This is a genomic window from Paenibacillus sp. FSL W7-1332 (assembly GCF_037969785.1).
Taxonomy (GTDB): Bacteria; Bacillota; Bacilli; order Paenibacillales; family Paenibacillaceae; genus Paenibacillus_AQ.
This window is the reverse complement of record NZ_CP150209.1, coordinates 1,524,626-1,538,553: the sequence shown is the minus strand read 5'-3', so window position 1 is coordinate 1,538,553 and position 13,928 is coordinate 1,524,626. Positions and strand designations below refer to the sequence as shown.

Annotated in this window: 13 protein-coding genes and 1 pseudogene; 4 read left to right on the top strand and 10 right to left on the bottom strand. The window is 50.4% G+C overall.

The genetic code is table 11. The annotated features are described in order from the left end of the window. Nucleotides 1–59: 59 nt before the first annotated feature. The 4 genes from MKX98_RS06565 to MKX98_RS06550 form a co-directional block, all read right to left on the bottom strand. Nucleotides 60–983 (bottom strand): ABC transporter permease, encoded by a 924-nt coding sequence (locus tag MKX98_RS06565; RefSeq protein WP_113060298.1) that lies wholly within the window; start codon nucleotides 981–983, stop codon nucleotides 60–62. Further along, a complete protein-coding gene (locus tag MKX98_RS06560) occupies nucleotides 967–2,034 on the bottom strand; it encodes an ABC transporter permease (RefSeq protein WP_071221266.1) in 1,068 nt (355 codons plus the stop codon). The genes MKX98_RS06565 and MKX98_RS06560 overlap by 17 nt, the downstream gene beginning before the upstream one ends. Beyond that, entirely contained in the window at nucleotides 2,034–3,527 is a 1,494-nt protein-coding gene (locus tag MKX98_RS06555; RefSeq protein ID WP_194541231.1) for an ABC transporter ATP-binding protein, read from the bottom strand. The genes MKX98_RS06560 and MKX98_RS06555 overlap by 1 nt, the downstream gene beginning before the upstream one ends. 69 nt (nucleotides 3,528–3,596) lie before the next feature. Continuing rightward, nucleotides 3,597–4,640, bottom strand: coding sequence for a BMP family protein (locus MKX98_RS06550; protein ID WP_194541230.1), 1,044 nt, complete (start codon nucleotides 4,638–4,640; stop codon nucleotides 3,597–3,599). A 322-nt stretch (nucleotides 4,641–4,962) separates the two neighbouring features. On the opposite strand from MKX98_RS06550, the gene MKX98_RS06545 reads away from it, so the two are divergent. Further along, entirely contained in the window at nucleotides 4,963–5,205 is a 243-nt protein-coding gene (locus MKX98_RS06545) for a hypothetical protein (protein WP_339222163.1), read from the top strand. On the opposite strand, the gene MKX98_RS06540 is transcribed toward MKX98_RS06545, so the two are convergent. Continuing rightward, the gene (locus tag MKX98_RS06540; protein WP_194541229.1) at nucleotides 5,200–6,552 is read right to left on the bottom strand and encodes an MATE family efflux transporter; all 1,353 of its coding nucleotides are present in this window, start codon (nucleotides 6,550–6,552) and stop codon (nucleotides 5,200–5,202) included. The two genes, MKX98_RS06545 and MKX98_RS06540, sit on opposite strands and share 6 nt — an antisense overlap. A 400-nt stretch (nucleotides 6,553–6,952) precedes the next feature. Here MKX98_RS06540 and MKX98_RS06535 point away from each other — a divergent pair. Next, nucleotides 6,953–8,226 (top strand): annotated as a pseudogene (locus tag MKX98_RS06535) (chitinase). A gap of 124 nt (nucleotides 8,227–8,350) precedes the next feature. Here MKX98_RS06535 and MKX98_RS06530 read toward each other — a convergent pair. After that, a complete protein-coding gene (locus MKX98_RS06530; protein ID WP_194545069.1) occupies nucleotides 8,351–8,716 on the bottom strand; it encodes an MmcQ/YjbR family DNA-binding protein in 366 nt (121 codons plus the stop codon). Between the two features lie 213 nt (nucleotides 8,717–8,929). On the opposite strand from MKX98_RS06530, the gene MKX98_RS06525 reads away from it, so the two are divergent. Then, nucleotides 8,930–9,685: a YheC/YheD family protein gene (locus MKX98_RS06525; RefSeq protein WP_194541227.1), complete on the top strand. Its 756-nt coding sequence runs from the start codon at nucleotides 8,930–8,932 to the stop codon at nucleotides 9,683–9,685. Nucleotides 9,686–9,786: 101 nt separating this feature from the next. On the opposite strand, the gene MKX98_RS06520 is transcribed toward MKX98_RS06525, so the two are convergent. The 3 genes from MKX98_RS06520 to MKX98_RS06510 form a co-directional block, all read right to left on the bottom strand. Continuing rightward, nucleotides 9,787–10,296 (bottom strand): CYTH domain-containing protein, encoded by a 510-nt coding sequence (locus tag MKX98_RS06520; RefSeq protein ID WP_194541226.1) that lies wholly within the window; start codon nucleotides 10,294–10,296, stop codon nucleotides 9,787–9,789. Nucleotides 10,297–10,424: 128 nt separating this feature from the next. After that, entirely contained in the window at nucleotides 10,425–10,889 is a 465-nt protein-coding gene (locus MKX98_RS06515) for a DinB family protein (protein ID WP_339222160.1), read from the bottom strand. Between the two features lie 199 nt (nucleotides 10,890–11,088). Next, entirely contained in the window at nucleotides 11,089–11,403 is a 315-nt protein-coding gene (locus tag MKX98_RS06510; protein ID WP_339222158.1) for a DUF2628 domain-containing protein, read from the bottom strand. A gap of 273 nt (nucleotides 11,404–11,676) precedes the next feature. On the opposite strand from MKX98_RS06510, the gene MKX98_RS06505 reads away from it, so the two are divergent. Continuing rightward, nucleotides 11,677–12,651, top strand: coding sequence for an aldo/keto reductase (locus MKX98_RS06505; RefSeq protein WP_339224341.1), 975 nt, complete (start codon nucleotides 11,677–11,679; stop codon nucleotides 12,649–12,651). A 215-nt stretch (nucleotides 12,652–12,866) separates the two neighbouring features. Here MKX98_RS06505 and MKX98_RS06500 read toward each other — a convergent pair whose 3' ends face one another. Further along, a complete protein-coding gene (locus MKX98_RS06500) occupies nucleotides 12,867–13,805 on the bottom strand; it encodes an aldo/keto reductase family protein (protein ID WP_194541223.1) in 939 nt (312 codons plus the stop codon). Nucleotides 13,806–13,928 lie beyond the last annotated feature (123 nt).

The following is a 13,928-nucleotide window of genomic DNA, read 5'->3' as shown; positions in this document are numbered from 1 at the left end:
GCATCCGCTTATCGTTTGGATGACTTCAATCACAGGTCGTCGCGGCGCGGCATACGCGCCTATCTGGAGCTGGATCCCTGCTTCAGCGCATCCTGCTGGAAGCTTTTGTCCTTAAAGAAGAACATCGCCAGAATCGTCACGACATACGGCAGCATCTGCGTAAAATGCGTCGGCAGCGCCAGCCCCTGGAACCGGATGCTGAGTGCATCCATAAAGCCAAACAGCAGACTTGCCGCCGTTACCCCAAGCGGACCCGATTGGCCCAGCATCGTGGCAACGAGCGCGATAAAGCCGCGTCCGGCCGTCATGCCTTCCGTAAACATCGTCACTTGTCCAAGCGACAGCTGCGCGCCGGCAAGGGCACATAACACGCCGCTCGCCAGTACGGCTCCATACTGATACCGTCTTACACGGATGCCCACGCTTTTGGCAGCGAGCGGATTTTCGCCGGCAGCCAAGAACCGGAAGCCGTTCTTCGTGCGATAGAAATAATACCACATGAGGCCCGCAATCAAAAACGACAGATAGACAAGCGGCGTCAGGCCGGCCAGAATGGGACCGAGCACCGGTATATCCTCGATAATCGGAATGTTCCATTTCGGCAGCCCGACCATCGTATTATCATAAAATGCACCTTTAACATCAAAAATAGCCCGTAAACTAAACGTGGTCAATCCCGCCGCCAACGCATTCATCGCGATACCGACCACAATGACGTTCGCCTGCAGATTGATGCTGAGATAAGCAAATATAAAAGAGAAAATCGAAACGATTGCAATCGCGAACAATATCGCATAAAAGACGTTGCCGAAGAAGTGGTTCCCCACCACGGCAGAGAAAGCCCCGAGCAGCATAAAGCCTTCCAGACCGACGTTGAACAATCCGACGCGCGAACACAGGGCACCGCCGAGGGCCGCAAGCAAGATCGGAGTGAGCACGCGGAGGGCCGAGTTGATTAAAGCAAGATCAAACAGCTGTTCCATCGGATTTGTTCCCCTTTCTGCGCTTCAGGAAGCTGTATGTGAATCGGGCGGATATAAAGAGAATCAGCACGGCTTGGATGATCGCTCCTACCTCAAGCGGCACTTCCGTATTCCGTTCCACGCCCATACCGCCTGTCTGCAGCGCGGCCAAAAAGATCGATGCAATCAGCGTGCCGATCGGATGCGATCCTGCCAACAATGCAGCCATAATGCCCGTCCAGGCATAGTCGGCCGTAGATAATGCACCATCGATATAACGATACTGGGAGCCCAGAATTTCAACGGCGCCGCCAAGTCCGGCCAAGCCGCCGCTGAAGAACATGGCCCCAAGCATCATGGGACCGCGTTTAACGCCCCCAAACAGGGCAAACAGCGGGTTGCCGCCAAGCATCCGCACCTCGTAACCAATCACGGAGCGCTTCAGCAGAACGAATATAATCAACGCAGCCAGCACCGCGAGCACAAATCCTACATGCAGCGGCATGCCGGAAATCAGCTTTGGCAGCCACACGCTGTTATCCAGCATTTCGGATTGCGCCATCGCAGCCGAGCCCGAACGGTCTTTCAGCGGATAGGCAACCAGATAGCCTGCAAACAATACCGCCACATAGTTCAGCAGCAGCGTGGAGATCAGCAGGTTCACCCGGAACCGGGCATCAAAATAACCGGCCATCACCGACCATAATCCACCTGCGATAACACCGGCAAGAATCGCAACGATGCACACCAGCCAGCCGGGACCCGGCATGTACAATCCGACCAATGCGGCAGCGAGTGCGCCAAACACCATCTGACCTTCCGCGCCAAGGTTAAAGAAACCTGCACGGAAGGCAAACGCCGCACCCAGACCGATCAGAATGATCGGGGTCGCCCGGGATAGCGTATTCGTGAAGAAATACATGCCGCCGAAGGCACCCTTCCACATCTCCGCGTAAGTCTGCAGGATATCGCCGCCGGCAATCATGATGGCAATGGCACCGGCGAGCAGCCCCACAATGATGGCGGCGATCGGCTGGAGCAGCGGAAGCGTAAATTTTGTCCATTTATTCATTACAAGGTTCCTCCCGCCATCAGCAGTCCCAATTTCTCCTCTGTCGCTTCCTTCGCCGACAGCTCGCCCGCGATCCGGCCTTCAAACATAACCAGAATGCGGTCGGACAGCTTCAAGATTTCCGTTAATTCCGACGATACGAGCAAAATTCCCGTGCCCTCTTCGCGCCGCTTGAGCAGTTCGCTATGAATCGTCTCCATGGCCCCGATGTCAACGCCGCGCGTCGGTTCGGCTGCGATCAGGAACGGAGTTCCCTGCTCCAGTTCCCGTGCGACGATCAGCTTCTGCAGATTGCCGCCGGATAAATACTGCGTGCTGGTCTCCAGGGAGCCCGTCTTGATCGAGAACTTCTGAACCCATCCGGAAACCAGCTTACGAATGTCCTTCAGATTGAGGAAGCCGCCCTTCTGCAAGCGGCGATGGTGACCCATAAGCCCGGTATCCATAACGGTTGCAATGCGATTCGCCCCCCACACATACCGATCCTCGGGAATATGAGCTAATCCGTGCTCCCGTATTTCTCTTGTCGACATGCCGGTTACGTCCTTGCCCGAAACGGCAATTCGCCCGCTGTCCGGCTGAGCCAGACCGGAGATCACCTGAAGCAGTTCGGACTGCCCGTTGCCGGAAATACCGGCAATCCCGACAACCTCACCCGCACGGACGTCCATATTGACGCCGTCCAGAACCGGCTTTCCTTTCGTACCGCGGATTGAAACATCCGATACTTCCAGCACCTTCTCGCCCGGCGTGACCGGCTTACGATCCAGCTCCATGAGCTCACGGCCGACCATGAGTCGGGAAAGCTCATGGGCATCGGTATTCCCCTTCTCCACTACGCCTGTGACGGCGCCGTCACGGAGCACCGTGATGCGATCAGCCACATCAAGGACCTCGTTCAGCTTATGACTGATCAGAATAAAGCTCTTTCCCTGTTTGGAGAGCTGTTTAATGGCATCCAGAAGCTCCTGCACCTCAAGCGGCGTCAACACGCCTGTTGGCTCATCCAATATAATGATCTCGGCGCCCTGATACAGCACCTTCAATATTTCAACCCGCTGCTGCACGCCGGGGGCGCTGCTGCTAACGGTGGCGCGCGGGTCCACTTTCATGCCGTATTTTTCGCAGAGTCCTTCCACGATCTTTACGGCTTGATTGCGGTCAAACCCTGCACCTGAGCCCGGCTCATTGCCGATCACGATGTTCTCGGCGATCGTAAACGTAGGAAACAGCATGAAGTGCTGGTGCACCATGCCGATTCCGCCTTTAATCGCGTCAAGCGGGCTTGCAAACGAAACTTCCTTGCCATTCAGCCGAATCGTACCCGAGGTTGGCTGCTCCATCCCGTACAATATCCGCATCAGCGTCGTTTTGCCTGCACCATTCTCCCCGACAATCGCATGAACCTCACCCGCGCGCAGCGAAAAATCAATGCCGCGGTTTGCGCTGAACTCGCCATACTTTTTCGTAATATTGTCCATCTGGAGTAGCATCGAGTCATGCCTTCCTTTCGCTTCTGAATGAAAGACCGACTGCTCATGTGCAGCCGGTCCAGGTGAGAACTAATTTTGTTCCAATGCGTTGGTTACTTTAATCTTTCCGGCGATAATATCGTCGGAAATCACCTTAAGCTGATCCACGATGTCTTGTCCAATGAATGGGTTAAGCGGTGTTTTGCTCTCATGCGTAACGTAAGTAAGACCCACGCCGCCTTCTTTCAGTCCGTAATCACGAATATCGAATGAGTATTTGTCTTCTGCAAAGTCTTTAACCGTTTCGTAGACAACAGCGTCTGTACCTTTCAATTGAGCGAGCACAACGTGCTCGGGATCCGTGCCCGTGTTATCCGTGTCTTGTCCTGAAGCGTAGAAGCCTTTCTCTTTCGCGGCTTCGAATACGCCCAAATCACCAACAGCGGAAAGGCCTGCAACGAAATCGGCACCTTTGGAGTTCTGCAGGAGCGCGAGTTCCTTCGCTTTAGCCGGATCTGTGAAACCGCCGACGTAGTTAACGAAAATTTCAACGTTAGGGTTTACCGATTTTGCACCTTCTGCAAAGCCGGTCATATATTTATGCATAATAGGAATGTCGTCTGCAACCACGTTGCCAACCTTGTTGGTCTTCGTAGCCAATCCAGCTGCTGCACCAAGCAGGTAAGCTGCTTCATGTTCACGGAATACGACGCTGCGGACATTCGGCAAATCCACTACCGTATCGATAATGGCAAAAGGCACGTCCGGATTCTCCGGTGCAACCTTCTTCAGTGCATCTTCCATCTGGAAGGTGGATGTAATAATCAAATCATATTTTTCGGCAACCGCCGTACGCAGGTTTTGCTCAATCGAAGCCGGGTCTGTCGATTCAATCGTCTTCACTTCGACATTGAAATCGGCAGCAGCCTTCTGCAATCCTTCGTCCATCAATGCAAAGAAAGGATTCACGCCGATCTTCTCGGGGAGAACAAGTGCAATGCGTTTCTTATCTTGAGATCCTTCAGAACCGCCATTAGCTGCACCACTGTCAGTAGACTTATCATCATTGCCGCAACCTGCAAGCAATCCAACGGATAATACGAGTGTTAATAGAATTGACCATGTCTTTTTCATTTCCTGACCTTATCCTCCTAAGTGAGCACTTTTTATACTATTATCCTATGGTATAGACAAGCAGATGTCAAAACAAAAATTTTAGCGTTTTATGTAGTTTAATGTGTCTTTTAGCAAAAATTTGGTGGAAAACTGCGGATATCACAGAACATTACCTTGTCCAAATGTCGATAATGTTCGGAATTTGCCAACATTTGATCAAACGTTTTCGACAGGGATCAGGATGAAAACGCATTATTTTCAAATTCTCGGTATCCTACAAAAATACCTCCAAAAAAAAGATGCCTGATGGCGCCCTTTTAAAAACTTGATTTCTATTTAGATGAAGCAAGCAACATATGAGATGCTTCTCGAACCTTCCTCCATTATTAAAGAGTCTTTGTTTGGCGATCAATCAATCAGCTCTGCCGCTTCACCGCGGGACAGATCTTCACGGTCTTTGAAAGATGAAAAGACAGCAGCTGATTCCATCTCATTCATTGCACTCAACCCAGGGATACGCATTCCCGAGGTTTTTTTACTCTATGGATTTCCTTATCTTATGACTGCCGTCTACCCATCATGAGCTGAAGGATCGTATCCATTTGAATCGGTTGACCTTCACGATCGCCACAAAACACTTCAGAATCTGATCGGACTTCAAGCAAATGAATATGGCGAGCGGTGGTAAGTGGAACACAAACGCGCATAATGCCGATGAGGGCAGCACGATCAGCCACATAAAAATCAAATCATTGTAGAGCACAAAGCGGGTGTCTCCCCCGCTTCGCACAATGCCCGTCAATGCCGGCATCTGATAAGCCGTTCCGACGACGGTGATCGACAACACCGTCATGAAATGCAGCGCGAGTGTCTTCGCCTCATCGGAAATGGAGTAAAAGCCCAGCACGAAATCCTTAATCACAAACAGCACGGCGCCCGTCAGCAAGCCAAGAAGGATATACAGAATCTGCAGCGTTTTGGCATAGGATATGATTTTGTCCATCAAACCTTCTCCGATGGTCTTCCCAATCAGCACAGCCGTTGCGCTGGCCGAAGCGTATACGATGACGGTCACCATCTGGAAAATCGTTGTGGCAATGCTGTTGGCGGCGATCGCCGATTCTCCCATATGCCCCAGGATGGCGGTTTGTGCCGCCATGGCAAGCCCCCATATCGTGTTGGACATCAGAATCGGGGAGCCAACGCGAATGTACTGTTTGAAGAGCTCCATATCGAACTGCAGGAAATCCTGCATTTTTAACAAGATTTTACGGTCGAACCGCTTAATATAAACGATGACGATCACACATTCAATGATTCTTGCCGTCAGGGTAGCGATTGCCGATCCGGCCACGCCCAGTTCAGGGAAACCCAAATACCCGTAGATGAGGATATAGTTCAGGCAGATGTTGATTATCAAGGTCGATAATGATACCACAAAGCCGATTTTTACCGTTTCCACGCTTCGCAGTGAAGCCAGCAAGGAATTGGTGACGGCAAAGAAGATATAAGAGAAACAGATGATTCGTAAATAGTCCACGCCGGCGGCGATGACATTCTCTTCCTTCGTAAACAAAGACAATACCTCATGCGGGAAAAAGAACACGATTATCCATAACACAATACTGAGGAAGATCGCCATGCGCATGCCGATGCTTGCCGCTTTTTTGATCGAGCCTAAATCCTTCGCACCCCAGAATCTGGATGACATGATGACCAATCCTTCGCATACGCCCAAAACCAGCATGTGCAGCAGGAATTGGATCTGGTTCGCGAGGGCAACGCCCGATAGCGCCGATTCACTGTATCCTCCCAGCATGACGTTGTCCGACAAATTCACGCCGACCGATATCAGGTTCTGCATCCCGATGACAAGCGTCAGCCAGAAAAAACTTTTGTAGAACCCTTTTTCGCGAACAAATAAACTCATGTCAGTTAACCCTTCTTCGTCTATAAGATGATGAATCTCTAATATATATATGAAATTACGCAAATGAACAGAACAAAATGAAGTGAAGGATCCTTTCATTAGAATCATAGATTCATAGAATCAAAAACATAATAACATTATAATGTTTTTACGTGAAAAAACTAGTCATCAAGTTGGAGGGCGCTGCGAATGCCGGTATTCGAACTTCGACGGCATCCTTGGCCATTCCACAGCATATCCCCTGCCTATCGTCATATTTCCCCCGGCTTGGTCCCGCCAGAGATTCCCTTCAGTGTCAACTGTGCGTTACATCGTGGGAATTCCTGACTATGTACAAAAAAACATACCGTATATATGATGGCAGTGTAATCCAATCCCAATGATGCAGAGGAGAATGTGTATGACCGTGTGGAAATATCCGTTATCTCGCAAGATGATCCAGCGAAGTATGATTGCAGCGCTCGGCGCTGCCCTCCTCATGCCCCCGCTTCATGCCTTTGCAGCCGATGAAGCGCCCCAAGCCGATGCATCTTCCACTCATTCGGCAGCCAGCACTAGATCCGGCACCTCGGCTCCAGCACAAATCACGGAGAATCCAATCGATTCCCTGGTGATCGGGGAGCATAGGCTGATCAGCCGCAAGGAGATCGACCAGAACTGGGACGGCCTCGATCCGGATTACACTCCGGAGAAGGCGATTGCAGCCGTTAAAGCGCTGCTATCAGAGGAAGATTTCGAGGCGTTGTTCCCTTATCGGCTGGGTTCGGCGGAATGGTTTAAAGTCGCCAGTGGCAAAGAATACTACAAAGCCGATCAGACGGACTATTTCTCATACGATAATCTCATCAACGCGGTCGCGGAGGTCTCCAATCTTAAGATCAAGATCAGCACGCGGCAAGGAACTCTTCCGCACAGGAGATTTACCGATTAGACAAGGACGCCCGCGTTGAAACACTCGTTGTGCGTTCAGCTGACTTCCATTCGGCTGAGAACCTTAACAAAACGATTGAAACCGTTATCATTGATGGCGGCACTTTCCTGAAGGAAGGGTTCAAGAAGGACCGTAAGCGCGAACTGGCAGCCTTCCTCGCCAATCTGTCCCACGAGACGGGCGGAGGCTGGGCTACCGCCCCGGGAGGACCGCTCCGTTGGGGTTTGTTCTGGAACGAGAACATCGCCGGCCGGACTGGCGTTAATAAAGACGCCTTCGTCGATCCCGCCAGCGCTGAGCTGTATCCCGGAACACCAGACAAACGCTATTATGGACGGGGACCGATCATGCTCAGCTGGAACTTTAACTACGGCCTGTTCAGTTCCATCATCTATGGAGACAAAAGCGTGCTGCTGGACCATCCGGAGATCGTTGCCGCTGACGGTAAGATCGGCTACATGACCGCCATCCTGTTCTGGATGACGCCGCAAGACCCGAAGCCTTCCGCCCACGACGTCATGGTTGGCAGATGGAAGCCTTCCCCGCTCGAGAAGTTCAGAGGGCTTGGCGATCCCGGCTTCGGTACGACCGTAATGGTCTTGAACGGCCTGGAAGCCAACCTCGGTGAAACCGAGGGCAGCCCGGTGCAGCGGCGCGCCGGCCATTACCGCGATATTACAAGCCGTATGGGCGTTGATATTACCGGAGAGAAAGTAGATACGTTGGGAATGAGACCATTCTGATACGAAACCTTCCTGCGGATAGGTTGGAACAGGTTTGATGGTATCCTCTAATCATCGCCCTCTGGCAAATGGATGTTTTCCTGCCTCCACTCTGCCACAGGGCGATGAATCATTTCAGCAGGCTTCAGACCAGCCGCTGAGCGATTGCAACGCGCTGAGCTTTAGGTAAGCTCTTGAGCACCAAATCATAGGAATGATCAATCATATCGTGCAGGTCCGCTTCCGTTAAGGAACCGTCCACGGCAACCGTATTCCAATGTTTCTTGTTGAGATGATATCCGGGCTGCACCGCGTCATGCTGCTGACGCAAATTCTCTGCGATCACCGGATCGCATTTCAGGGATATATGGCTGACCTTCTCTCCTGCGATTGTGGTAATCAGGGCAAACATTTTGCCCCCGACTTTCATGACGATCGGAAGCGGTCCGAACGGATAGTCTTCGGATGCAGCTTTCTTGGAAAGACAGTAAGCAATGAGTGGGCTTCGCACCTGGAAATTCTCTCCTTCTTTCATCAGATCTATTTGATTATAGTAGATGATGTTTCCCTGTTCAATCCAGTCGCAGCAGTCTTATTTATCATCTTATTATTTTCGATAAAAAAATTCTTTCAAGTACATAGCTTGGTTCAAGGCCAACGTGGAGGCTTGCTCTACTTTTTCGGCATATGCTGAACAAAAAAGAGAGAGGTGAGCCTCTTAACTATGAAATATAAAAGCAGTACCATCAAGAGCAAATGGAAGAAAACGAAATGGTTAAACGAAGATTCTTATTTCAGACAATACGTACCGCACACATTGCCGTTCAGCAAAAAAAACCTGAACGCTATGCTGGCGGACTACACCACGGTTTTCTTCAAACCTACGGATGGTTCAGGCGGTGTAAACATCGTCCGAATCCGCAAAACGGACGGGGGCTACCAAAGCCAGCTGAATACCAAGAAAACGTCGTACTCCAGCTCATCTCAATTGTACCGTGATCTGAACCGCTTTGCCGGGAGCAGACCCTACCTGCTGCAAAAAGGAATTCGTTTGGCCAAAAGCAATGGCAAGCCATTCGATATCCGGGTGATGGTCCAGAAGACTAAGCAGGGAGCCTGGGTGAGCACCGCCTTATTCACCAAAGTCGGCAACCCTAACAAAGTCGCAACCAATTATAATCAAGGCGGCACCATTGGAACGTTCCGCAAAACGATGAGCGGCACCAATTTCAACTCGGCCTTCACCCAGCAGCTGGAGTCCGAGCTCAAAGGACTTGGCGTGGCCGTTGGCAAAAACTTCGACCGCCATTATCGCGGTTTCAAAGAGCTGGGACTCGATGTAGCTGTGGATTCCAATGGCAGACCATGGATTCTCGAGGTGAACACCAGACCGCAAATTTATCCGCTCAAAACGTTAAAGGATCGGAGTCTGTACCATAAGGTTCTCTCTTACGGAAAGCATTATGGGCGCACGAAATAATAAGGATACACCCTTCTCGCACAAACAAAACTGCCGGGCTTAGTGCCCGGCAGTTTTTTATTGAACCTTACTAGGGGCCGATTTCAGGGGCTTGGTTTCTGCTACGATTCCCTGCCAGCTTGCTGCTGCAGTTCCCGCCATACCTTCTTGTTGCTGTATTGTTTCTCCGTGCTGATATCCTGTCCAAACCACGCCGGCGGTACAAAGCCGTCTGCAGCTTCTATGGAAGGAAACTCTACCTCCAGCACCAGCAATTGAATCTGCGCATAATCGTCGATTTCGATGATCGTGTTCCCTAAGCGGGCGGTAACCCGTCTCTTGGTCAGCGGAATCGCGCCATGCGCCTTCACCACTTGGTCATAGAGTCCTTCGGAAATGGCGAACTCTACTTCCTCCCTGGCAATTCCCCACCCTTTTTTGAACGTATGGGTGAATTCAACCTGTCCCGATGTCAGATCCGTTATTTTGCGGACACGAAGCTCCTGATCCCCATCCAGCGCCAAATACGTCTGCTCGATGAACTGCTCCTTCTCGACCACGATGCTTCCTTCCGATATCAAGTCTTCCGGATAAGCCTCCAATAGGTATTTGCGTTCGATTTCAATCGCCATAATTACATCCTCCAATCGATGATCCCCATCTGTGCCTGATTCCATTATAAGGATCGATCACCGCAGCGACAAACAAAAGCGATAGAAGGGATGCGCGAGGGCACTCTTCTATCGCTTCGTTTTCATCGTTACTTTATTAATTTTCTGTATGCCTTAATCGTCTGCGTGTGCATCCCTTCATGATACAAGCTGAACACTAGAAATTCCCCCACGGTTTGGAACGTCAGGGGACCGATGGTCAGCGGATGAGCTGAAGCCTGGTCGAGGCGATTCGAGAAGGTTTCACGAATTCGGGTCGTTTGCTCCTGCAAAAGCTCTACCAGTTCGGAAATCGCAGGCGGCTTCGACGTCCAATCGGCCGGTTTGGTTCCGGTTGCAAACCACGCCTCGAATCCTTCTGGAAGTCGGGGCTGCTCGCCCGCAGTCGCAAATGCGAACTGCTCATGCACGGTGTAGATATGTCCCAGGTTCCAGCGAATGCTGTTCGCAAATCCTTCCGGGATGATATCGGCCTCTTGCTCCGTTAGATTTTCTACCGACTTTAAGGTCCCGCCTCTGGCAAAATCCAATTGGTTAAAAATCGCTTCATTCATATGATTATCCCCCTTCCAAATGGTTCGTAACTATCCTATCGTAATATTGAGCCTATCGCAAGGAGTCCTAAGGCATTCGAAAGACCTTTAGTATTTGCGTACATTCCGCTTTCGATTAGGCTATAAGATATAAAATAGTAAAGCCTGGAGCTTGAATGAAAGATTCACTCAGGTTCCAGGCTTTACGCATGAAATCGAACTATGCTACTCTCGCAATAATTTGATTATTCTCAAGCACTGCTCTTGCTTCTTCGGTTGCAGGACGATAACCCTTTTCCAACAGTTCTTTAATATAAATCTTGTTGTACACGAATGAGAATATGATTCCGCTAATCCAAGCCCCGATTCCCAACGTAAATGGACCGACGATGGCAGAAATAATAAACATAATAACTGCCCACTTCAGATCGCCACGAAACAAGGCCGGGAAAAAGGCAAAGAATAGCGTCGTCCAGCTAAAGCCTACCTTCACTTGTTTAGTTACCCCAGCATCATTCTTCAGATAAATCTTCATGATTCACACTCCAAAGATTAGTAAAAAAAGAAGTCGTACTCCAACATCCGAAGTAGTTCTTATGTAGTATCTCTCATTGTCCAATCCGAATCTTTTTTCCTAAGACTATATTACCATTTGATGGTATGGAAGTTAATCACTTTTTTTAAATATTGTCGAATAATGATGTAGAATCTTACATCTATATCATTCTTTTGCGTTCGATTCATTTGAACCGATTCCGGAATCATGTTTATACTATAGGAAAATCAATACATAAAGGAGTGGATCAAGATTTACTACCGCCGTCTTGGCAACAGCGGACTGAAGGTTTCGCAGCTCGGTCTGGGCACGAACGCTTTTGGCAAAAGGGCTGATCAAGGGACATCCGCCCGCATCATTGACCATGCACTGGACCACGGCATCAATTTCATCGATACCGCTAATATTTATGCAGGCTCGGAATCCGAGCGCATCATCGGAGAGGCGCTCGCCGGCAAACGCCATAACGTCGTATTAGCCACGAAAGCCGGGCTCGTAAGCGGCCAAGGGCCGAACGAACGCGGTTCTTCCCGCTATCATCTGCAGCAAGAACTGGAGGACAGCTTAAAGCGGCTAAAAACCGATTATGTGGACCTGTATCAGATTCATACGTTTGATCCGAATACTCCCCTCGAGGAAACCTTACGCACGCTGGATGATATGGTATCGTCGGGCAAGGTCCGATATATCGGCGCTTCCAACTATGCCGCCTGGGAAATTATGAAGGCGCTCGGGATCAGCGAGCTTCGCGGATACGCCCGGTATGTATCCACCCAAACGAGTTATTCCCTTGCCGACCGTACGCCGGAACTGGAGCTTGTTCCCCTCTGCCTCGATCAGGGCGTTGGCATCATCCCGTATTTCCCGCTGGCCGGGGGCATTCTCACCGGTAAATACGGTCAAGGTGCCAGCACGCCTTCCGGCTCCCGTGCGGAAACGGACCCGAACTTCAATCGCTTCCTGGAAGATCGCAATCTGAAGCTTGGGCAGCAGGTCAGCCAGTTGGCTGCAGAGCATGGTCATTCTCCAAGCGCCCTATCCCTGGCCTGGCTGATGAATCGTCCTGCTGTCTCCACTGTCATTGTCGGAGCTACGAAAACCGAGCAGTTGGACGATAACTTGAAGAGCCTGGAGATTGAGATCGATGAGACACTAGGTTCCAGCCTGGATGAAATCAGCGACGACTTTGTTTATGCCAAGCCGTTCGCGACTTATCGACTGGGGTAAACAGCGTTTAATCTAAATAGTAAAGAGCTGCGCCAGGGACTCATGGATTCCCCTGCACAGCTCTTTTTTTCTTCAATAGTAGAAGCCTTTATTTAGATGGTACATCATCAATCATCCCTGATGCTAAAAGCATCCGCAGATAGAGGGAGGCTCGAATTCTCTTACTCCCAAGAATCCATGCGATATACGTCTTAATTCTTAGCCGATTTACTGCTCTATTTCAAAATCTCTTCAATACGAGTTTGAACATCATCGCTGAGCTCAATGCCGGATGCCTTCACGTTCTCGGTTACCTGCTCCGGACGACTTGCGCCGACAAGCGCACTGGCTACGTTCGGCTGGCGCAGAATCCAGGCAAGCGCCAGATTGCCCACCGACACTTCAAGCTCACCCGCAATCTTCTCCAGCTCGCGAACCTTCGCGATTTTCTCCTCGGTAATGCCTTTGCGCATCCACTCCAGCTTCGCGGCACGGCTGCCCTCAGGAATATCGGAAGCCGAAGTATACTTGCCTGTTAGCAAGCCTTGTGCCAGCGGGGAAAATACGACCTGCCCAATGCCGGAACGCTCGCTGAGCGGAATGATTTCCTTTTCAATATAACGTTCAAACATATTGTAGATGGGTTGATTGACCACGATGCGGTCGAGCAGGTAACGATCCGCTACCGTCAATGCCTCCGCGATTTGCGATGCCTGCCACTCGCTGACGCCGACATAAAGCACCTTGCCCTGGCGAACAAGGTCGTCGATCGCGCGGAGCGTCTCGTCAAGCGGCGTTTCCGGGTCATGTCGATGGCAGTAGAAAATATCCACGTAATCATGGTTAAGCCGCTTCAAGCTGGCATGTGCCTGCTCCATAATATGTTTGCGGGACAAGCCGCGATCGTTCGGGCCATCGCCCATGGGCCAAAATGCCTTGGTCGCCAGCACGTAAGACTCGCGCGGATACGCTTTCAGGGTTTCGCCAACCAACACTTCGGCTGCACCTTTTTCATATACATTCGCCGTATCAAAAAAGTTAATGCCCAGATCATAAGCCGTTTTAATTGCGTTTACCGCGTTCTCGCGTTCCACATAACCACCGTATGTAAGCCAGCTTCCCAAGCTGATCTCACTAACCTTGAGACCTGTGCGTCCTAATCTTCTGTATTTCATGGCAATTCCTCCTTCAATCGAATAACTTGGATGCTGCATTTTCTATTCTAAAGTAGTTCCTACTCTCAGGGAAGAAGTGAAATGTTCTTCACTATATTATAGAGAGGATAGTTGATATACTTG